18 protein-coding genes and 2 pseudogenes are annotated in these 19,457 nt (G+C 63.0%); 16 read left to right on the top strand and 4 right to left on the bottom strand.

Translation table 11 applies throughout. The features are described 5' to 3' along the window. The first annotated feature begins 160 nt into the window (after window positions 1-160). From B6S01_RS12430 to putA, 5 genes are read left to right on the top strand one after another with little or no spacing between them, the layout of a single operon-like run. A complete protein-coding gene (locus B6S01_RS12430; protein WP_037467959.1) occupies window positions 161-463 on the top strand; it encodes a YciI family protein in 303 nt (100 codons plus the stop codon). 1 nt (window position 464) lies between these two features. Beyond that, window positions 465-1,094 (top strand): glutathione S-transferase family protein, encoded by a 630-nt coding sequence (locus tag B6S01_RS12425; protein WP_037467957.1) that lies wholly within the window; start codon window positions 465-467, stop codon window positions 1,092-1,094. 7 nt (window positions 1,095-1,101) lie between these two features. Further along, complete coding sequence (locus B6S01_RS12420) at window positions 1,102-1,725, top strand: glutathione S-transferase family protein (protein WP_037467955.1); 624 nt, start codon at window positions 1,102-1,104, stop codon at window positions 1,723-1,725. A 36-nt stretch (window positions 1,726-1,761) separates the two neighbouring features. Beyond that, window positions 1,762-2,055 carry a nitroreductase family protein gene (locus tag B6S01_RS12415; RefSeq protein ID WP_081570334.1) on the top strand — a complete coding sequence of 98 codons (294 nt, stop codon included), beginning with the start codon at window positions 1,762-1,764 and terminating at the stop codon, window positions 2,053-2,055. Then, on the top strand, window positions 2,052-5,690 hold the full coding sequence (gene putA / locus B6S01_RS12410; RefSeq protein ID WP_037462396.1) for a trifunctional transcriptional regulator/proline dehydrogenase/L-glutamate gamma-semialdehyde dehydrogenase: 3,639 nt from the start codon (window positions 2,052-2,054) through the stop codon (window positions 5,688-5,690). The genes B6S01_RS12415 and putA overlap by 4 nt, the downstream gene beginning before the upstream one ends. Before the next feature lie 74 nt (window positions 5,691-5,764). Here the strand turns inward: putA and guaA are convergent. Further along, a pseudogene (gene guaA, locus B6S01_RS12405) lies at window positions 5,765-6,790 on the bottom strand (glutamine-hydrolyzing GMP synthase); the annotation flags it as partial. A 214-nt stretch (window positions 6,791-7,004) separates the two neighbouring features. On the opposite strand from guaA, the gene B6S01_RS12400 reads away from it, so the two are divergent. From B6S01_RS12400 to B6S01_RS12385, 4 genes are all read left to right on the top strand, one after another. Beyond that, on the top strand, window positions 7,005-7,580 hold the full coding sequence (locus B6S01_RS12400; protein ID WP_037462401.1) for a GNAT family N-acetyltransferase: 576 nt from the start codon (window positions 7,005-7,007) through the stop codon (window positions 7,578-7,580). Window positions 7,581-7,688: 108 nt separating this feature from the next. Then, on the top strand, window positions 7,689-8,786 hold the full coding sequence (gene obgE / locus B6S01_RS12395) for a GTPase ObgE (protein WP_037462402.1): 1,098 nt from the start codon (window positions 7,689-7,691) through the stop codon (window positions 8,784-8,786). Window positions 8,787-8,879: 93 nt separating this feature from the next. Further along, a complete protein-coding gene (proB, locus tag B6S01_RS12390; protein WP_037462404.1) occupies window positions 8,880-10,010 on the top strand; it encodes a glutamate 5-kinase in 1,131 nt (376 codons plus the stop codon). A 6-nt stretch (window positions 10,011-10,016) separates the two neighbouring features. After that, the gene (locus B6S01_RS12385; protein WP_037462407.1) at window positions 10,017-10,931 is read left to right on the top strand and encodes an NAD-dependent epimerase/dehydratase family protein; all 915 of its coding nucleotides are present in this window, start codon (window positions 10,017-10,019) and stop codon (window positions 10,929-10,931) included. Window position 10,932: 1 nt separating this feature from the next. Here B6S01_RS12385 and B6S01_RS12380 read toward each other — a convergent pair whose 3' ends face one another. Continuing rightward, window positions 10,933-11,442, bottom strand: a complete 510-nt coding sequence (locus B6S01_RS12380; RefSeq protein WP_037462409.1) for a CvpA family protein — start codon at window positions 11,440-11,442, stop codon at window positions 10,933-10,935. 10 nt (window positions 11,443-11,452) lie between these two features. Further along, a pseudogene (radA, locus tag B6S01_RS12375) lies at window positions 11,453-12,819 on the bottom strand (DNA repair protein RadA). A 209-nt stretch (window positions 12,820-13,028) separates the two neighbouring features. On the opposite strand from radA, the gene B6S01_RS12370 reads away from it, so the two are divergent. The 3 genes from B6S01_RS12370 to B6S01_RS12360 are packed head-to-tail and all read left to right on the top strand — an operon-like array spanning window position 13,029 to window position 16,564. Continuing rightward, window positions 13,029-13,724 carry an endonuclease/exonuclease/phosphatase family protein gene (locus tag B6S01_RS12370; RefSeq protein WP_051907976.1) on the top strand — a complete coding sequence of 232 codons (696 nt, stop codon included), beginning with the start codon at window positions 13,029-13,031 and terminating at the stop codon, window positions 13,722-13,724. 16 nt (window positions 13,725-13,740) lie between these two features. Further along, window positions 13,741-16,134 (top strand): patatin-like protein, encoded by a 2,394-nt coding sequence (locus B6S01_RS12365; RefSeq protein ID WP_081570398.1) that lies wholly within the window; start codon window positions 13,741-13,743, stop codon window positions 16,132-16,134. Continuing rightward, window positions 16,082-16,564 (top strand): hypothetical protein, encoded by a 483-nt coding sequence (locus B6S01_RS12360; RefSeq protein WP_322787674.1) that lies wholly within the window; start codon window positions 16,082-16,084, stop codon window positions 16,562-16,564. The genes B6S01_RS12365 and B6S01_RS12360 overlap by 53 nt, the downstream gene beginning before the upstream one ends. A gap of 9 nt (window positions 16,565-16,573) precedes the next feature. On the opposite strand, the gene B6S01_RS12355 is transcribed toward B6S01_RS12360, so the two are convergent. Further along, window positions 16,574-16,864, bottom strand: a complete 291-nt coding sequence (locus B6S01_RS12355; RefSeq protein WP_037462416.1) for a 4a-hydroxytetrahydrobiopterin dehydratase — start codon at window positions 16,862-16,864, stop codon at window positions 16,574-16,576. Window positions 16,865-16,904: 40 nt separating this feature from the next. Here B6S01_RS12355 and B6S01_RS12350 point away from each other — a divergent pair, with 40 nt between their 5' ends. The 4 genes from B6S01_RS12350 to B6S01_RS12335 are packed head-to-tail and all read left to right on the top strand — an operon-like array spanning window position 16,905 to window position 19,442. Next, on the top strand, window positions 16,905-17,312 hold the full coding sequence (locus B6S01_RS12350; protein WP_231567918.1) for a metallopeptidase family protein: 408 nt from the start codon (window positions 16,905-16,907) through the stop codon (window positions 17,310-17,312). Beyond that, window positions 17,309-17,911, top strand: coding sequence for a heme ABC exporter ATP-binding protein CcmA (ccmA, locus tag B6S01_RS12345; RefSeq protein ID WP_037462420.1), 603 nt, complete (start codon window positions 17,309-17,311; stop codon window positions 17,909-17,911). The genes B6S01_RS12350 and ccmA overlap by 4 nt, the downstream gene beginning before the upstream one ends. After that, a complete protein-coding gene (locus B6S01_RS12340; RefSeq protein WP_037462422.1) occupies window positions 17,908-18,555 on the top strand; it encodes a heme exporter protein CcmB in 648 nt (215 codons plus the stop codon). The genes ccmA and B6S01_RS12340 overlap by 4 nt, the downstream gene beginning before the upstream one ends. After that, entirely contained in the window at window positions 18,552-19,442 is an 891-nt protein-coding gene (locus B6S01_RS12335; RefSeq protein ID WP_037462424.1) for a DMT family transporter, read from the top strand. The genes B6S01_RS12340 and B6S01_RS12335 overlap by 4 nt, the downstream gene beginning before the upstream one ends. Window positions 19,443-19,457: the final 15 nt, after the last annotated feature.

Here is a 19,457-nt window from a genome sequence, read left to right as displayed (position 1 = left end):
AGATCCAGCAGTCTGCGCGACCGCAGGTGCCGCTTGCGGCAGAAAATCCTTGTCTAGCGCTCGGATACAGGCGATCTTCACCTCAAACGACACGCCACTTGGGGAATGCAGGTTCTACACGCTCGACTATCGGTTTAACCTGCACCCGGTGGCTTGACACATGTACTTCGTTCTTCAGGCGATGGACCGCCCGGACGCGGGTGATATTCGCGCGCAAACGCGCGAGCGCCACGTGGCTTATATGTCGGGCGGCGAACTTCCGGTTCGGGTCATCCTTTCCGGGCCATTGATGGACGAGGCGGAGGAGAAGGAGGTCGGCTCGCTCATCGTGGTTGAAGCTACGAATCGGCACGATGTCGAGGAATTCTCCCGAAATGATCCCTACCGAAAGGCCGGGCTTGTCGGTGCGATCTTGATCTTGCCGTGGCGCTGGACCCGCGGCAACCCCGACCGGAGGAACTGATATGACCTTGCAGCTTTTTACCTGGCAGACGCCGAACGGGCGCAAGATTTCCATCATGCTCGAAGAGCTGGGGCTGGGTTATGAACTGCGGCCGATCAACATCCTAAAGGATGAGCAATTCTCGCCGGACTTTCTAGCGAAGAACCCCAACAACAAGATCCCTGTGATCGTCGATCCCGATGGCCCCGGAGGTGAGGAACTGGTGCTCTTTGAGTCCGGCGCCATTCTGGTTTATCTGGCACAGAAATACCGAAGCGAGCTACTGCCGTCCGATCCACGCGCGCAGGCAATAACCTTGCAATGGCTGATGTTCCAGATGGGCGGCGTGGGCCCGATGCTTGGGCAACTCCATCACTTTCGCAGATATGCTCAAGACCAGGAATATTCGCTCGGGCGCTACCAGAAAGAGGTGGAGCGAATCTACGGCGTGCTTAACAAGCGGCTGCAAGATTCAGCTTATATCGCGGGGGACGGGTATACTATCGCCGATATCGCCACCTATCCCTGGCTCGCGCGCAACCCGCTTCACAACATCGATCTTGAAAAGGTACCAAATCTCAAGCGCTGGTACGATCACGTTGGTGCACGCCCCGCCGTGCAACGCGGAATGAACATACCGGAAGCAGGTTGAGAGAGTCATGCTTCGAGTTTTAGGAAGGCGCAGCTCCTCCAATGTCCAGAAGGTCCTCTGGCTCCTGGACGAGTTGGATATACCGTTCAGCCAGGAAAATTTCGGCGGCGAATTTGGCGGGAACCGCGACCCGGAATATCTTGCCGTGAATCCCAATGGCGTCGTGCCGACGTTGATAGACGAAGGCAACGCGATCTGGGAATCCAACACCATTCTCCGCTATTTGTGCAATTCGCGCGGACCCACCTCGCTTTATCCCCAGGACCCGATCGACCGGGCAATGGTCGAGCGCTGGATGGACTGGCATCTTGCCGCCTTGAACAAGTTCATGTCACAGCTTTATATCGGCATCGTCAAAACTCCGGAAGCCGAGAGAGACCTGCAGGCTTTAGACCGGGCGCGCATGGAGTCGCAGCGCTGCTTTGCGCTACTAGACGATGCCCTTGCACAAAATTCCTACCTTGCTGGCGATGCATTTTCGCTCGCCGATATTCCCTGCGGAATCATGGTCTATCGCTGGATAGCTCTCGGGTTCGCCAGGGATTCGGAGCAGCCCAATCTTCGTAGGTGGGCCGACCGTCTCGCGGAACGGCACGCCTATCGCAAGAACGTCATGGTCGGCCTTGGCTGACCGGAATCAGAAATCAAACAAACGGAAGGGCTGCCAATGACGGTTGCTGACGAGAAAACCCTGGAAATCCTCTTCACAGAGGCACGTTCTCAGAATGGCTGGACCGACCAGGTGGTAACGGATGCGGAACTTCAGGAGGCATATGATATCGCCAAATGGGGACCGACCTCGATGAATATCCAGCCATTTCGGGTGGTATTCCTGCGCTCTCTTGAGGCAAAGGAGCGGCTCAAACCCGCGCTGAAGCCGGGCAATGTCGAAGAATATGTGTGTATGCACACGCATCCTGACGGCATGTGGACGGATCCTTGCGGGGTCCTTTCGCGGTGACGCAACCGCCTCCCTTCGCGGCTTTCGCGCCGCCGGTCCGCAAGCCATCACCGCTGCGCAAGGAGATCACGGCGGCCTATCGCCGACCCGAAGCAGAATGTGTCCAGCCCTTGCTGGATCTGGCCGCCTTGCCCCGCAAGCTCCGGTCGGACGCCCGCGACACCGCGTTCACGCTTGTCTCGGCGATCAGGGAAAAGCGGACCCGCAGCGGCGTCGAAACCCTGGTTCAGGAATTTGCCCTGTCCAGCCAGGAGGGCGTGGCGTTGATGTGCCTGGCCGAGGCCCTGTTGCGCATCCCGGATGACCAGACCCGCGACGCGTTGATCCGTGACAAGATCGCAAAGGGCGACTGGATGTCGCATGTGGGTAGCGGCAAGCCCCTGTTCGTCAATGCAGCGTCCTGGGGGCTGGTCGTCACCGGCAAGCTTCTCGACAGCGTGAATGACCGGGGGCTGGCCGCCGCACTTTCGCATTTGCTTGCGCGGGCGGGGGAACCTGTGATCCGGCGCGCCGTCGATATCGCGATGCGATTGATGGGGGAGCAGTTCGTTACCGGTGAAACGATCGGCCAGGCGCTGAAGCGCGCGCGCTCTCTGGAGGCAAAGGGTTTCACATATAGCTACGACATGCTGGGCGAGGCGGCGATGACAGCCGCGGACGCCGCCCGCTATTATCGGGATTATGAGCAGGCCATTCATGCGATAGGCAAGGCATCGGCCGGCCGCGGCATTTATGTCGGCCCCGGCGTCTCCATCAAGCTCTCCGCCCTTCACCCGCGATACAGCCGCGCCCAGGCCGGTCGCGTGACCGACGAACTTCTGCCCCGCGTCAAGGCGCTGGCCGCGCTGGCGAAACGCCATGATATCGGCCTCAATATCGATGCGGAGGAGGCGGACCGCCTCGAATTGTCGCTGGACCTGCTGGAAAGCCTCGCGCTCGATCCCGATCTGTCGGGCTGGGACGGCCTGGGCTTGGCGGTGCAGGCCTATGGCAAGCGATGCCCCTTTGTGATCGACTGGACCGTCGATCTTGCGCGCCGCGCGAACCGGCGGATCATGGTGCGGCTCGTAAAGGGCGCTTACTGGGATACCGAAATCAAGCGCGCGCAAGTCGATGGGCTGGCCGACTTTCCCGTCTATACGCGCAAGGTTCATACCGATGTCGCCTACATAGCCTGCGCCAAAAAGCTGCTGGCCGCGCCCGACGCCATATTCCCGCAATTCGCGACCCATAACGCCCAGACGCTGGCGACCATTTTTCACATCGCCGGCCCGGATTTCACGGTCGGCGACTATGAGTTTCAATGCCTGCACGGCATGGGCGAGCCGCTTTATGGCGAGGTGGTCGGAAAGGGGAAGCTCGACCGGCCGTGCCGCATATATGCGCCGGTCGGGACGCACGAAACGCTGCTGGCCTATCTTGTCCGCCGCCTGCTTGAAAACGGGGCCAATTCGTCATTCGTGAACCGGGTCGCTGATGCAAGCGTAGCGATCGACGAACTCGTCATGGATCCGGTCGAGCAGGTCCGCGCGATGGACTTGCCCGGACGCCCGCACGACCAGATCGCCTTGCCGTCCGCCCTCTACGCTGATCGCCGCAACTCTGCGGGCATCGACCTGAGCGATGAGGACGCGCTGGCGCATCTGTCGCGCGCCCTGGCAGAGAGTGCGACGAGGCAATGGCATGCCGCGCCCGCAATTTACGGGCGCCCGGTCGTGCGCAGCGAACGACCGGTGTGCAATCCTGCGGATGCGACCGATGTGGTGGGAACGGTGGCCTTCTGCGTCGAGCAGGACGCGCGCGACGCCTGCCGGATAGCCGCCCATGCCGCAGCAGCCTGGGCCGCTACGCCGGTTGCCGACCGCGCCGCCATGCTGAAGCGGGCAGCCGACGCCATGCAGGCGCACATGCCTCAGCTCATGGGGCTGGCCATCCGCGAGGCAGGCAAGTCAGCGGCAAATGCGATCGCCGAGGTTCGCGAGGCGATCGATTTCCTGCGCTACTATGCCGCGCAGGCTCGAACGACCTTGGGGCCAACGCAACAGCCGCTCGGCCCCATAGTCTGCATCAGCCCCTGGAATTTCCCGCTTGCGATATTCACGGGCCAGATCGCTGCAGCTTTGGTCGCGGGCAATCCGGTCCTTGCCAAACCGGCGGAAGAAACCCCGCTGATCGCCGCCGAGGCGGTGCGCATCCTTCATGCCGCAGGCGTCCCGGCCGATGTGCTCCAGCTGCTGCCGGGCGCGGGCGAGATCGGGGCCGCGCTGGTCGGGGCTGCGGAAATCGCGGGCGTGATCTTCACCGGCTCGACAGAGGTTGCGCGCCTGATCCAGAAACAGCTCGCCACGCGTCTGTCGCCCGGTGGCCGCCCGGTCCCGCTGATTGCGGAAACGGGCGGTCAAAATGCCATGATCGTGGATAGCAGCGCCCTTGCCGAACAGGTGGTGGCCGATGTGATCGCGTCGGCCTTTGACAGTGCTGGCCAGCGATGTTCGGCGCTTCGCCTGCTGTGCCTGCAGCACGAGATTGCCGATGGCGTCCTTTCAATGTTGAAGGGGGCTCTGAAGGAACTCAGCATCGGACGCCCTGATCGCCTGTCGGTCGATATTGGTCCGGTCATCACCATGGAGGCCAGGGCCAGCATCGAAAAGCATATCGATGCGATGCGCGCAAAGGGGCGGCGTATCGAGCAGCATGCAATGCCGACCGACATCGGGCGGGGCAGCTTCGTGCCACCGACGATCATCGAGATCGACAGCGTCGCCGATCTTGAGCGTGAGGTTTTCGGTCCGGTGCTTCATGTCATCCGCTATGACCGAGAACGGCTTGGGCATGTGATCGAAGCGATCAATGCGACAGGATATGGGCTGACCTTCGGTCTCCACACCCGCCTCGACGCGACCATGGATTATGTCACCGAGCGGGTGAAGGCGGGCAATCTCTATATCAATCGCAACATGATCGGCGCGGTCGTCGGCGTCCAGCCATTCGGGGGACGCGGGCTTTCCGGTACGGGCCCCAAGGCAGGCGGGCCTCTCTATCTCGCCCGTCTGGTCCGGGAACCGCCAGCGGCCAGCCGGGGCACGGCGACGCCTGTTGACGAGGCGCTGGCGGTATTCATCCAATGGCTGGCGCAGCGCGGCGAAACAGCGGTGCTCGCGTCGGCCCGGACCTGCGCGGCGCAATCCAGGCTCGGCCAGACGACAGAGCTGCCGGGGCCGGTCGGTGAGCGCAATCTCTACACGATCCGCCCACGCGGCCGCATATGGCTGCATGCGAAAACCGAACCCGGCCTGTTGACGCAAATCGCGGCGGTGCTCGCAACAGGCTGTGAAGGCGTTATCGATGCAGCGAAACTTCCTTCGGACTTGCCCGCCAGCGTCGCGGCGAGACTTTCGCATGACACCGACGGCGTCCTTGCGGGGGTTCTTGTCGAAGGCGACGATGCCGACATCATCAGCCTGTCGGAAGCGATGGCGAACCGGCCCGGACCCATTGTGCCGGTCCATGCCGCATCCTCTGCTCGCTGTATCGCTGGCCAGCCCTACCCGCTCGAATGGCTGCTCGAAGAGGTGTCGATTTCGATCAACACGACAGCAGCCGGGGGGAATGCGAGCCTGATGACGATAGGGTGACCGCAGGCGGTTTCAGTCAGCCTGTCGCCAACATCCCATTCGGTGCATGACCGCCATGCTGGCAGGGGACAAAATCATTCCCACTCGATCGTGCCGGGGGGCTTGGACGTGAAGTCGTAGCAGACCCGGTTGATGCCCTTGACCTCATTGATGATCCGCGTGGCCACCCGGCTGAGGAAGGATGCGTCGAAGGGGTATATGTCCGCCGTCATCCCGTCGGTCGATGTGACGGCCCGCAAGGCGCACACATTGTCATAGGTGCGGTGGTCGCCCATCACGCCTACGGTGCGCACCGGCAGCAGGACGGCGAAGGCTTGCCAGATCGCGTCGTATAGCCCTGCGTTGCGGATTTCCTCCAGATAGATCAGGTCCGCCTTGCGCAGTATGTCGCAGCGTTCCTTGTTCACTTCGCCCGGAATGCGGATGGCAAGGCCGGGACCGGGGAAGGGGTGGCGGCCCACGAACACGTCCGGCAGGCCCAGTTCGCGGCCCAGTTCGCGCACTTCGTCCTTGAACAGTTCGCGCAGCGGCTCGACCAGCTTCATGTTCATGCGCTCGGGCAGGCCGCCCACATTATGATGGCTCTTGATCGTCACCGAAGGCCCGCCGGTGAAGCTGACGCTCTCGATCACATCGGGATACAGCGTGCCCTGCGCCAGGAACGCCGCGCCACCGATCTTCTTCGCCTCATCCTCGAACACGTCGATGAAGGTCTTGCCGATGAACTTGCGCTTGGCTTCGGGGTCGGTGACGCCCTCCAGCCCCTTCATGAACAGCGTTTCGGCGTTCACATGCACCAGCGGAATATTGTAGCTGCCCCGGAACAGGCTCACCACCTGCTCCGCCTCGCCGCTGCGCATCAGGCCATGATCGACGAACACGCAGGTCAGCTGGTCGCCGATCGCCTCGTGGATCAGTACGGCGGCGACCGCGCTATCGACCCCGCCCGACAGGCCGCAGATCACCTTGCCGTCGCCCACCTGCTCACGGATTTCCGCGATCTTGGTCGCGCGGAACTCGGCCATGGTCCAGTCGCCCTTCAGGCCGCAGACATGCCGCGCGAAATTGGCGATCAGCTTGCCGCCGTCCGGCGTATGCACCTTTAGTCACCGCCAATATTCGAGGGAAACAAAGGGGCGCCCCAACCGGGAGCGCCCCTTTTTATATTTTCCAGGGCGTCTCCCCCTCATTTCCCTCAAGCCTTTGGAACCCTTCGCATTCTCGCGCGTCGTGCGCGCGGGGTTCAGCCAAAGGAATAGTCGTCAAGCCGTAACTTTTTGCGGCCATTGGCGCAGCGATAGGAGGAGAGTTTAAATGTTCGCCCGTACCCCCCGCCTGCTCCTTAGGCCCGGCTGGATGGAAGATGCACCCGCGCTGACCGAGGCAATCGGCGAGCCGGCGATCCTCCGCAACCTCACTCGCGCGCCCGCCCCATACAATGTGGACGACGCCCGAGCCTTCCTCGGGCTGCCGCACGATTCGCGCATGCCGCGCCTGCTGGTCTTTTCCCGCACCCGCGGCGCACCGCGGCTCGTCGGCGGCTGTGGGCTGCACCTTGCCGAAGATGACACACCGGAAATCGGATACTGGATCGCGCGCCCCTATTGGGGCCTGGGCTTTGCGACGGAGGCAGCTGGCGCGGCGCTCCGGATGGCGCGCGCGGCTGGCATCACCGGCATCCGGGCATCGCACTTCGCCGACAATCCGGCGTCGGGCAACGTCCTGCGCAAGCTTGGTTTCCGCTATACCGGGCGCGTTGAGCGGCGGTACAGTCCTGCGCGCGGCGCGGCGGCCGAATGCCTGGTTTTCGAAGAGGGCATTGCTGGACGAGCGAACATCGATCCAGCCATGGACCTTTATGATGATGCCATGCCAGCCATGGCGGCATGAATGACAGGTGGGGGCGGCATCGTCCGTCCCCATACTTCCATCATGTGTTTGGATGACACCGGTGACGGCGAGGTTTAATTCCGCAGCATAAGCGGCTATGGGCCAGCCATGCATTTTCTGGATCAGGCAAAGATATACATCAAATCCGGTTGGGGCGGCCCCGGCGCGGTCAGTTTCCGGCGGGAAAAATATGTCGAATATGGCGGCCCCGATGGCGGTAATGGTGGCAAGGGCGGCGATATCATCTTCGAAGCCGTTGCTGGACTGAACACGCTCATCGATTTTCGCTATACTCAACATTTCAAGGCGCAAAGAGGCATGCCCGGCGCGGGCAAGAATCGCTATGGCGCGGGGGGCAACGACCTTGTCATCAAGGTGCCTGTGGGAACCCAAATTCTGTCCGATCCTCAACCTGTCGATGGGACAGAGGATGAGGACGGCTATCCCGAATACGAAGAGCAGGAATTGCTGGCCGACTTCACGGAAGTCGGCCAGCGTCTGGTTCTGCTGCGCGGCGGCGATGGCGGACGGGGCAACCTTTCTTATAAGACCAGCACGAACCGCGCGCCGCGTCAGCACGGCACGGGCTGGCCGGGCCAGGAAATGTGGGTCTGGCTGCGACTGAAGCTCCTGGCGGACGTTGGGCTGGTCGGCATGCCCAATGCAGGCAAATCGACCTTTATCAACCAGGTGACCAATACCAAGGCGAAGGTCGGGGCATATGCTTTCACTACGACCAAGCCGCAGCTTGGCGTCGTCCTGCATCGTGATAGGGAATTCGTTCTTGCGGACATTCCCGGCCTCATCGCTGGAGCGGCCGAGGGCGCCGGGATCGGGGACAGGTTCCTCGGTCATATCGAGCGTTGCCGCGTCCTGCTGCATCTTGTCGATGCGACCGGCGACGATCCCGTCGAACAATTTCGGATCGTGCAGGATGAACTCGCCGCTTATGGCGAGGGACTGGAGGACAAGCCGCAGATCGTGGCCCTTAACAAGGGTGATTTGCTCGGACAGGAACTGATGGAGGACATCGCTGCCCAGCTTCGCGAGGAAGCAGGGGTCAAGGATCTCTTCATCGTCTCCGGCGCCACGGGCGAAGGCGTGCCCCGATTGTTGGATGCCGTTTTGCCCTTATTGGCGGAATCAAAGACAGAAGCAGAGGATAAGGCCGATGATGCAGGTGACGCACAATGGTCGCCAATCTGACCACTCACGGCAGCGCCCTTGAGTTGAACCAGAACCGGCAATCGAGTTTTAGGCATCTCTCGATCACGGTCCAGGCGGACGGAAATTAGATCTGTGACCTCTCCCCTTTCCGGTTTCCCCCCTTCCCAAATCCGTCGTCTCGTCGTCAAGATCGGGTCAGCCTTGCTTGTCGATCCGACTGGTGAGGTGCGGGAAGCATGGCTGCGCACGCTGATCGAAGACATCGCCGCTCGAAAGATCGCCGGGCAACAGATCATCATCGTGTCTTCCGGCGCAATCGCGCTGGGCGCTCGAAGGCTGAAGCTGCCAAAGGGCGGACGCGGCAGCCTGGAGGATGCGCAGGCAGCGGCCGCCACCGGGCAGATCGCATTGTCGCAATGCTGGGCACGCCTGCTGCAGGAAAAAGGTATAACGGCGGCGCAGATGCTGGTGACGCTGGACGATCTTGAACACCGGCGCCGTTACCTTAATGCTTCCGCGACCCTGGAGCGCCTGATGGCGTTGGACGTCGTGCCAGTGGTAAATGAGAATGACAGCGTGGCCACGGCTGAGATTCGCTTTGGCGATAATGACCGGCTGGCGGCGCGTATCGGACAGGCTGCACGGGCCGACGCGGTCGTACTCCTTTCGGACGTCGATGGGCTTTACACCGCGAACCCGCATGTCGATGCGAGCGCCATGTTGATAGAGACAATTGAGCGCATCGAAGCGCGGATCACGGCAATGGCCGACAGCGGCTCTGCGTCCGGCATGGGATCGGGCGGCATGACGTCCAAGATCGAGGCGGCGCGCATAGCGACCGGCGCGGGCGCGCATCTGGCGATCATTTCCGGGAAGGTGGACAGTCCCCTATCCCACTGGAGCAACGGCGGACGAGGATCGATCTTCCTGGCGGCGCCTGCAAAACGGGCACGCAAGGGGTGGCTCGCTGGTCGGCTGACGGTACGCGGACGGATCGTCGTCGATGCGGGCGCGGAACAAGCGCTGGGACGCGGCAACAGCCTGCTGCCTGCGGGGGTAGCCAGGATTGAAGGCACCTTTGCGCGTGGCGATGTCGTCGATATCGTCGGGCCCGAAGGGCAAGTTATCGCACGCGGTCTAAGCGAATATGACAGCGAGGAAGCCGCGCTGGTTGCAGGCAAGCGCAGCGAGGATATCGCCACATTGCTGGGTCATTTGCCCCGTTCCGTGCTGGTCCATCGCGATCATATGGCGATGGTCTGACATTCTATGAAACTCCGCATTGCAATGACCGGCGCGACGGGATTCGTCGGCGCTGAGACACTTAATCAGGCGTTGGAAGCAGGCCATCATGTGACCGCGATCACACGCAAGGCGCAACCGCCGCGTGGACGGTTGAAATGGGTGCCGGGCTCACTTGAGAATCGCGCGGCGTTGAATACGCTGGTGCGAGATGCCGACGTCGTGATCCACATCGCTGGGACCGTGAACGCAGCGGACCGCGATGGCTTCGAAGCAGGAAATGCTCGCGGCACGATGGCGGTGATCGACGCCATGCGGCAGCGCGGCGTGCGAAGGCTCATTCATGTGTCTTCGCTGGCGGCACGCGAGCCCAAACTGTCCGATTATGGATGGTCCAAGGGTTTGGCCGAGCGGCATGTAAAAGCGAGTGGACTGGATTGGACGATCGTAAGGCCGCCGGCAATTTACGGGCCCGGCGATCGCGAAATGCTGGAGCTTTTCCGAATGGCCAAGCGCGGCATCATGCTGCTGCCCCCGGCGGGACGGCTTTCACTGATTGAGGTGAGCGATCTGGCGCGGCTGCTGCTGGTGCTTGCGGGCGAGAAGGAAATTAGCCTGGCTCATTGCTACGAAGTTGATGATGGCACGCCCGGCGGGTGGGACCATCTGGAGTTCGGTCAGGCGGTCGGCCTGGCGATGGGTCGCCCCGTCAAGACCTTCGCCACTCCAAATTGGGCGCTGAGCCTAGGCGCGCGGCTGGACAGGATGCTGCGTGGCAAGGGCGCGAAATTGACCCAGGATCGCGTCAACTATTTCTGCCATCCCGATTGGGTGGTGACCAAGCGAAAGCAGCCGCCAAAGAGGCTGTGGACGCCGAAAGTCCCAACTGAGGACGGGCTGAAAGCGACGGTGGAAGCCTATCGGGCAAAAGGATGGCTGTAGCCTAGTCGATGGGTTTCCGGGCGCGGCGTTCGGCGACGAATTCGCTGATCGCCTGACCGCTCGCGTTAAGCAGGGGATAGGTGCGAGCGTCGGAGAGCCAGTCCGGGCGGCGGGCCGCGCTGCCATAGAGAGTGTCGTAGACCAAGCTGAGCGCGAGGAAGACGAGCGTCGCGCCGATCAGTCCCTTGACCGCGCCGAATCCACCGCCGAGGACTCGATCGACAGGGCCGAGTACGGACTGGCGCGTGCGGCGGCCGATCGCGTGGGCGAGGAGTTTTCCTGCGCCGAAGGTGATGCCGAAAACAAAAATGAATGCAAGAATTGCAGCGCCGCTATCCGTTCCTACAAAGGGGGTGAGCAGTTCGGTGGCGGAGCTGTGGAAAAGGCGGATGGCGAAGATGCCGAGCACCCAGGCGATCAGCGATAATGTTTCGGATACGAAACCATTCAGCAGGCCCAGGACGGCGCAGCCGCCGATGGCGAGCAGGACGAGAATATCGACGGCGTTCATGGACGCCGGGCTATCCGCGCCCGAGCATCTGGTCAACCAGCTGGCTTAATCCGCGATAGCCGCTGATGGCGATCCCCTGCACCCCATCAGCGACCGCTGCGGGGACATATGCGCGTTCGAAGCCCAGCTTCGCGGATTCCCGCAGACGCAGCGGAGCATGCGCGACAGGTCGAATTTCCCCCGACAGGGCAATTTCGCCGAAGAGAACAAGGTCAGCGGGCACGGGGCGTTCGGCAAGCGCCGAGATGAGGGCGGCGGCGACGGCAAGATCGGCGGCGGGATCGGACAGACGATAGCCGCCCGCGACGTTCAGATAAACTTCGCAGGTCGAGAAGCTGAGCCCGCAGCGCGCCTCCAGCACGGCAAGGACCATGGCGAGGCGGCCGCTGTCCCAACCGACCACGGCTCTGCGCGGGGTGGCCCCACTGGACAGGCGAACGACGAGCGCCTGTATCTCGACGAGAACCGGGCGCGTGCCTTCAAGCGCCGGGAAAACCGTTGCGCCGGTCACATTCTCGTCACGATGCGTCAGGAACAGCGCGGAGGGGTTGGCGACTTCCTCCAGGCCCTCTGCCACCATCGCGAAAACGCCGATTTCGTCGGTGCCACCAAAGCGGTTCTTGCTGGCGCGCAGGATGCGATACTGGTGGCTACGCTCCCCTTCGAAGCTGAGCACCGTATCGACCATATGTTCGAGCACGCGAGGCCCGGCAATGCTGCCGTCCTTGGTCACATGACCGACCAGGATGACGGCGGTGCCCCGTTGCTTGGCGAAGCGGATCAGTTCCTGCGACGAGGCGCGGACCTGACTGACGGTGCCCGGCGCACCCTCGATCAGGTCGCTGTGCATCGTCTGGATAGAGTCGATGACGAGCAGCGCGGGCGGATCCCCCTCCCCCAATGTGGTCAATATGTCGCGGACGGACGTGGCGCTGGCAAGTTGGACAGGCGCGGAGCCGAGACCCAGGCGCTGGGCGCGGAGACGGACCTGATCGGCGGCTTCCTCGCCACTGATATAAGCGACGGAAAGACCCCGCGCAGCGATCCGGGCGGCGGCCTGAAGCAACAGGGTGGATTTGCCGATGCCGGGATCGCCGCCGATCAAGGTCGCCGAACCGGGAACGATCCCCCGCCCAACGCCCGGTCGAACTCGGCAATGCCGGTGCTGGTGCGCGGCGGCAGTTCGACCTGGGTATCCAGGCCGACGAGAGTCAGTGCGCGCCCGCCGCTTTGCAGGTCATGCCGGGCCGAGAAGATCGTCTCCCCCGCTTCTTCGATAATGCTGTTCCATTCGCCGCAATCATCGCACTGGCCCTGCCAGCGAGAGGAAAGCGTGCCGCATTGCTGGCAGACGAATTTGCGTTTTGCCTTTGCCATCCAAAACTCTTTTCATCTTCCGCCCGGGAACGAGGCGTCTCGACTTTCCGTCAGCCGGAGTATGCCGGTATGGCGGCATGATGCGAACGTTTCAAGAACAAAGAACAGGATGCGACGACCCGGAAACAGCCCGATCCCAACCAGACATAAGTTGCAGCGGTTGCGGGAGAGCGCTGGAAACTCATCGCAATGTGGCGCATTGTTTCACCATGAAGCCTATTCGCGTTGCCAGCTACAATATTCGCAAAGCCATTGGCACCGACCGCCGCCGAAGTCCCGAGCGGGTGCTGGAGGTACTATCAGAAGTCGATGCCGACATCATCGCCCTGCAGGAAGCTGACCGGCGGTTCGGCGTTCGATCAGCGGCAATACCCCCATGGCTGCTGGAGGCCGCCAGCCCCTATAAGCCGGTGCCGCTCGACGTACAGGCCGATTCCATGGGCTGGCACGGCAACGCCATTCTGGTGCGCAAGGAAGCCGACATAGGCGTGCATGATATATTGCACCTGCCCTGTCTGGAGCCACGCGGCGCGATCATGGCGGAAATAACGCTGGGTAATGCAAAGGTGCGGATTTTCGGCATGCATCTGGACCTTTCGGGTCTGTGGCGGCGCAAGCAGGCGGCGGCGGTCATCCATGCGGCGGGGATGCGCGACGCGATGCCGACAGTCCTGATGGGCGATCTGAACGAATGGAGCGCGGGGCGCGGATGCCTGGCGGATTTCGCCCGCCATTATGATTTCGCACCTTGCGGACGGAGTTTCCATGCCCAGCGACCGGTGGCGCAACTGGACCGGATCATGCACTGCGCGAAGCTGAAACTGGTGGATTGCGGGGCGCATGACAGCGCGGCGGCGCGCAAGGCGTCCGACCATCTGCCGATCTGGGCGGAGCTCCAGCTATGAGGGGGATGCTCGCCACATGAAGGAACGCGAACTGCGCCTTGCGCTGGTCTGCTATGGGGGGATCAGCCTGGCCGTCTACATGCACGGCATCACCAAGGAGATCTGGCGACTGGCACGGGCAAGTCGCGGTTTCCATGATGGAGCGAGCAGCGGAAACAGCAGCGAGGCCATATATCGCAAGTTGCTGGAGGATCTTGAGGCGGCGAGCGGTATTCGTCTGCGGGTAATGCCCGACATTATCGCCGGGGCGAGCGCGGGCGGCATCAACGGCATATTCCTGGCCCAGGCCATAGAAACCGGCCAGTCACTGGAGCCGCTGACCGACCTGTGGCTGGAAAATGCCGATGTGGAGCAGTTGCTGGACCCTGACGCCCGGCCAGCGCGGCGGATCACCAAATTCTGGGCCACCCCGCTCGTCTGGATGGCGGCGCGGCATCCCGGCGATACGGTAGAGCGCACGGTCGCCCCGGACACGCGCGAGGAGGTGCGGCACAAGCTGTCCAATTTCATCAGATCGCGCTGGTTCGAGCCCCCCTTTGGCGGCGAGATATTCACGGCGATGATCCTGGATGCGTTCGACGCCATGGAGAAGGCGGAACGGGGGCCGCCATTGCTGCCGGAAGGACATCCGCTGGACCTGTTCGTCACGGTCACCGATTTCGAGGGGCATCCGCAAAGCCTCAATCTCAACAGCCCGCCCCAGGTTGTGGAGACAGAGCATCGCCTGTCGATCGGCTTTCGCGCACGCGGCCGGGGTCAGCGGGTCTTTGCCGATCCGGCCGAACTGGTCTTTGCCGCGCGGGCGACGGCGAGCTTTCCAGGCGCGTTCCCTCCGTTCACCGTGCGCGAACTGGACAGGGTGCTCAAACGCCGTCATCGCGCCTGGCCGACGCGCGATGCGTTCCTGGCGCATGCATTGCCACGACATGCGGCGCGCGGGACGGCGGAGGACGCCGTGCTGATCGATGGATCGGTGCTGGCAAACGCCCCCTTTGCCCAGGCGATCGGGGCGCTACGCAACCGGCCGGCGCGGCGCGAGGTAGACCGGCGGTTCGTCTATATCGATCCCAAGCCCGGCCACCGATCCGTCCGGCTGAACCGCGAGGGCGACCAGCAGGAGGAGGCGACAGGAGAGAATGCCCCGTTGCCGGGATTTTTCCGCACCATATTCGGCGCCCTGAGCGACATTCCGCGCGAACAGCCAATCCGCGACAATCTGGACGCGATCGACCGGCATTCATCCCGTATCCGCCGGGTGGTGCGCATTTTGAACGCGCTGCGGCCGGGAATTGAGGCGGAAGTCGAAAGCGCGATGGGCGGCATGCTGTTTCTGGACCGCCCCACCGCGGCGCGGCTTTTCGCCTGGCGGGCCAAGGCGCGGCAGCGCGCGGCCAATTCAGCGGGCTTCGCCTTTCCCGCTTATGGGCATTTGAAACTGTCGGGCATTGTCGAGGACCTTGCCGACCTGCTTTTTCGCCTGAGCGATGAGGAAAGCCCCTTGATGCGCGAAAATTACCGGCAAGCGCTCTGGTCGCATGTCCGGGCGATCGGCGCGGATCGGTTGACTGAGGATGTCGGGCCGGGTTCGCCACCGGTGCTGTTCTTTCGCACCCACGATCTTTCCTTTCGTATACGGCGGCTGCGTTTCCTGGCGCGGCGGCTGGCCGATACGCTGGAGGTGGGATCGCAGGAAGGCGATTCCGCAGTCCAGAAGATGCATGACGCCATATATGAGGCGTTGGCCCATTATACCGAATGCGAGGGCACGGATTTCTACAATGACGCAATCCGGTCGGCTGCCAAGGAGTTGCCTAACAATCCCGCAGCCGCTTTGGACGCCATCGCGCACGCACGGGGCCTGGATGAGCGAGACGGCACGGCGGACATGATGCTGGCGGAGGCGCTGGCCGGGCTGCCCAAGGCGGAGCGGCGTACCATGCTGCTCGCCTATCTCGGCTTTCCCTTTTACGACATCGCGACCCTACCGTTGCTTCAGGGCCACGCCATGGATGAATATGATCCGGTGAAGGTGGACCGGATTTCGCCGGAGGATTGCAGCGCGATCCGCTCAGGCGGGGCGGAAGCGACATTAAAGGGGATAGAATTCAATAACTTCGGCGCATTCTTTAGCAGGGCCTACCGTGAGAATGACTATTTGTGGGGACGCCTTCATGGTGTCGAGCGCCTGCTGGATATCGTAATTTCCGCATTGCCCGCAGCAAGCCGCCTTCCCGAAGAGAGCGTGCGGGCCTATAGGCAAGCCGCATTCATGGCGATTCTCGATGAAGAGGAACAGCGACTTCCGCATGTCGCTGATCTAATTGCCATATTGCGGGAGGAAATCGGTGGGCGCACGGGTGGGACTGTTTCCATTGGTGATGATGCTGACGCTGGCGGCGGGTTGCCGTGATGCGTCTGGCGATGCCGTGTCCGCCGACAATGCGGTTGCGCCGCCTCCCATGGTTTCCTTCAACGCCATAGAGGGCGAACCGATCGAGGTGGTCGGCGCACGGCAGCGGCCTTCTCCAGAAGTCACCGTGCGGGCACAACCCGCGCCGATGAACGCATTGGACCTTCCTCCTTCCCCGGACGCCGTGCAGCCGATGCCCTTTCCCCAGGAAGTCACCAGTTTCATGGTGGACCGTGACGGATGCGACCATTTCCGTGGCGAGGAACCCTATGACAGCGAACGCCGCGTATTCCTGATCGAAAATATCGCCGAACTATGCACCGGCACCGATGCGAAGCTGGCGATGCTGCGGCGGCGCTATGCCGGTGATGCGGCTGTCATCGCCGCCCTGCATGGCTATGAAGATCATATCGAAGCCAGGCCGGAGTGATCCGACCGATCAGGCGAGCAGCGCGTCGATCGCCTTCGCCATGTCGATGTCGCGGCGGGAAAGCCCGCCCGCATCATGCGTCGTCAGGGTGATATCGACCCGGTTATAGACGTTGAACCATTCCGGATGATGGTTCGCCTGTTCGGCAAGCAGCGCAACGCGCGTCATGAAACCGAAGGCAGCATTGAAATCGGCGAAAACAAAGCGGCGACGGATGCCTTCCGGCTCCGCTATCACCGTCCATTCTGGAAGGTCGGCCAGTTCGCGATCCCGGTCTTCGCCGGACAGTTTACCAATCATGGCCCTATCCTCATATTATTGTTTCGCCTATGTCGCAGCCATGTCTGACAATGGTCAACCCCTTCTTTTGCCGCCGACGCGCGCACGGATAGAAAGCCTGGCGCTGGAGGCATTGGCGCGGCTGCCCGATCCGTTCCGGTCGCATCTCTCCAACGTCGTGCTGTTCGTGGAGGAATTCGCCGACGAGCAGATATTGAAGGAAATGGGGATCGACGATCCCTTTGGCCTCACCGGCCTATACAGCGGCCGTCCCGTCGGGGAACCGGTGCAGACCGGAGACAGCCCACCGACCGTGCACCTGTTCCGCAGGCCGCTGCTGGATGAATGGGTAGAGACGGGCGTGCCGCTGGATGCACTGATCACCCATGTCGTGGTGCATGAGATCGGTCATCATTTCGGCCTTTCCGACGTGGACATGCAGGTTCTGGAGGACATGGTCGCACCATGAGCGATGCGGCGCTGCGCCTGTCGGGCATTGCCTGCGCGCGCGGCGGGCGGCTGCTGTTCAGGGGGGTGGACCTGGCGCTCGAACGAGGCGGAAGCGCTCTGCTGCGCGGCCCCAATGGCGTCGGCAAGTCAAGCCTGATGCGGATCTGCGCCGGGCTGCTGCGGCCGGTGGCTGGCACGATCGAGCGGCGCGGGCGGATCGCGCTGGCCGACGAACGGCTCGCGCTGGACATGGAGGACAGGCTGCAAACGGCGCTGGGCTTCTGGGCGCGACTGGATGGCGCGGATACGGCGGCGCTGGACCGGGCGATGGACGCGATGGCGCTGGGACCGATCCGCGACATACCGGTGCGGATGCTGTCGACCGGGCAGCGCAAGCGCGCCTCGCTGGCGCGGGTGATTGCCGGCGGCGCACCGATATGGCTGCTGGATGAGCCGGGGAACGGGTTGGACGACGCGTCGCTGGCGCTGCTGGGCGCTGCGGTGGAGGCGCATCTGGCGACGGGAGGGATCGTTGTGGCGGCGTCGCATCAGCCGTTGCCAGTGGCTGCTCCCGTAACCATCGCGCTTGCCGATTATCTGGCGGAGGATGCTGGGTGAGGCTGATCCTGCTGCTCACCGCGCGAGACTTGCGGCAGGCCTGGCAGTCTGCGGGGCTGTGGTTGCCGATTGCCTTCCTGCTGCTGGTCGCCAGCCTCTATCCTTTCGCGGTCGGACCGGACGCGGCGCTGCTGCGGCGGTCGGGCGGAGGCATGGTGTGGATCGCGGCGCTGCTGGCCAGTCTGCTGCCGGTCGATCGATTGATCGCGCCGGATAGGGACGCTGGCGTGCTGGACCAGATCGCCCTGCGCGGCATTGGCGAGGAGATGGTGATATTGGCGCGGCTGATCGCGCACTGGCTTGGCTTCGGCCCCGCGCTGATGATCGCAACCTTGCCAGCGGCGGCGCTGCTGAAGCTGGATGCGGCAACGATCGGGCTGCTGGAACTGGGCCTGCTGATCGGGACCCCGGCGCTGGCTGCGCTGGGATTGCTGGTCGCAAGCCTGACGGCGGGTCTGCGGTCCAGCGGCGCGCTGTCGGGGCTGCTGGCATTGCCGCTGGCGGTGCCGCTACTGATCTTCGGCGCAGGAACGCTGGGGGATGGCAGCGGCGCGGCGCTCAAATTCCTGGGGGCAGCGTCGCTGCTGCTGGTGGCGATTACCCCCTTTGCAGGCGGGGCGGCAATCCGGGCCGGTCGCGAATGATCGCAATCGGCGCGTCACTGTTGTTCGTCCTCATCTGGTCCACAGGCTTTATCGTCGCGCGCGGGATGGCGCCGCACGGCGCGCCCGAACTGATATTGAGCATCCGGCTGACGCTGACGGCGGTGCTGTTGGGCATGATCGCCCTGAGCGCACGACAGAAACTGCCCCGCGGGAAGCGATTACTGCTGCACATCGTTGCAGGCGCGATGCTGCATGGCGTCTATCTGACGGTGAGTTGGTGGGCCGTCTATAACGGCATGCCGGCGGGAATCATGGCATTGTTGGGCGCTTTGCAACCCTTGATGGTCGCGGTGGCGAGCGTAGCCCTGCTGGGCGACCGGCTGCTGGGCCGCGCATGGGCAGGGCTTGCCATCGCAATTACAGGCGTGACCTGCGTACTTTTGCCAGCGATCGAGCGATCCGGTGTGGGCGGCATTCCGCTAATCCCTGCCATTGCCGGATTGGTCGCAGTGATCGGGATGACCGGCGGTACGCTGGTGCAGCGCGGTTCGATCGCGCGCGACGGCATCTGGATTTCGGGCGCTGTGCAGAATGCAGGCGGAGCGCTGGTCGCCATCGGCGCGGTGCTGACGGTCGGTGAGATGCGCTGGGACAATAGTCCATTGCTATGGATGGGGCTTGGCTGGTCGGTGCTGGGCTTGTCGGCGGGCGGGCTGTCGCTGCTGATCTGGCTGGTCCGGACACAGGGGCCGACGCGCATGTCGATGCTGTTGCTGCTCGTGCCGCCATTGGCCGCTATCGAAGCCTGGCTGCTGTTCAACGAGCGGCTGGGGCCGGTTCAGGTGGCGGGATTCGGGCTGGCGCTGGTAGGCGTGCTTCTGGGACGGTCCCAGGGCAAGCGCGAGATGGTGAACGAGCCAGCCTGACCAATAGGGCGACGT

The organism is Sphingobium herbicidovorans (assembly GCF_002080435.1).
GTDB classification, from domain to species: Bacteria; Pseudomonadota; Alphaproteobacteria; order Sphingomonadales; family Sphingomonadaceae; genus Sphingobium; species Sphingobium herbicidovorans.
The sequence above is the reverse complement of the archived record's forward strand: the minus strand, read 5'-3'. Positions and strand labels throughout refer to the sequence as shown.

Coding starts and splice junctions, on each gene's coding strand:
- B6S01_RS12350 (WP_231567918.1), top strand. CDS start 16,905: ATGTCTGACAATGGTCAACCCCTTCTTTTGCCGCCGACGCGCGCACGG.
- B6S01_RS12400 (WP_037462401.1), top strand. CDS start 7,005: ATGTTCGCCCGTACCCCCCGCCTGCTCCTTAGGCCCGGCTGGATGGAA.
- B6S01_RS12370 (WP_051907976.1), top strand. CDS start 13,029: ATGAAGCCTATTCGCGTTGCCAGCTACAATATTCGCAAAGCCATTGGC.
- B6S01_RS12425 (WP_037467957.1), top strand. CDS start 465: ATGACCTTGCAGCTTTTTACCTGGCAGACGCCGAACGGGCGCAAGATT.
- B6S01_RS12415 (WP_081570334.1), top strand. CDS start 1,762: ATGACGGTTGCTGACGAGAAAACCCTGGAAATCCTCTTCACAGAGGCA.
- B6S01_RS12380 (WP_037462409.1), bottom strand. CDS start 11,442: ATGAACGCCGTCGATATTCTCGTCCTGCTCGCCATCGGCGGCTGCGCC.
- B6S01_RS12430 (WP_037467959.1), top strand. CDS start 161: ATGTACTTCGTTCTTCAGGCGATGGACCGCCCGGACGCGGGTGATATT.
- obgE (WP_037462402.1), top strand. CDS start 7,689: ATGCATTTTCTGGATCAGGCAAAGATATACATCAAATCCGGTTGGGGC.
- B6S01_RS12385 (WP_037462407.1), top strand. CDS start 10,017: ATGAAACTCCGCATTGCAATGACCGGCGCGACGGGATTCGTCGGCGCT.
- B6S01_RS12355 (WP_037462416.1), bottom strand. CDS start 16,864: ATGATTGGTAAACTGTCCGGCGAAGACCGGGATCGCGAACTGGCCGAC.
- B6S01_RS12365 (WP_081570398.1), top strand. CDS start 13,741: ATGAAGGAACGCGAACTGCGCCTTGCGCTGGTCTGCTATGGGGGGATC.
- B6S01_RS12420 (WP_037467955.1), top strand. CDS start 1,102: ATGCTTCGAGTTTTAGGAAGGCGCAGCTCCTCCAATGTCCAGAAGGTC.
- ccmA (WP_037462420.1), top strand. CDS start 17,309: ATGAGCGATGCGGCGCTGCGCCTGTCGGGCATTGCCTGCGCGCGCGGC.
- B6S01_RS12335 (WP_037462424.1), top strand. CDS start 18,552: ATGATCGCAATCGGCGCGTCACTGTTGTTCGTCCTCATCTGGTCCACA.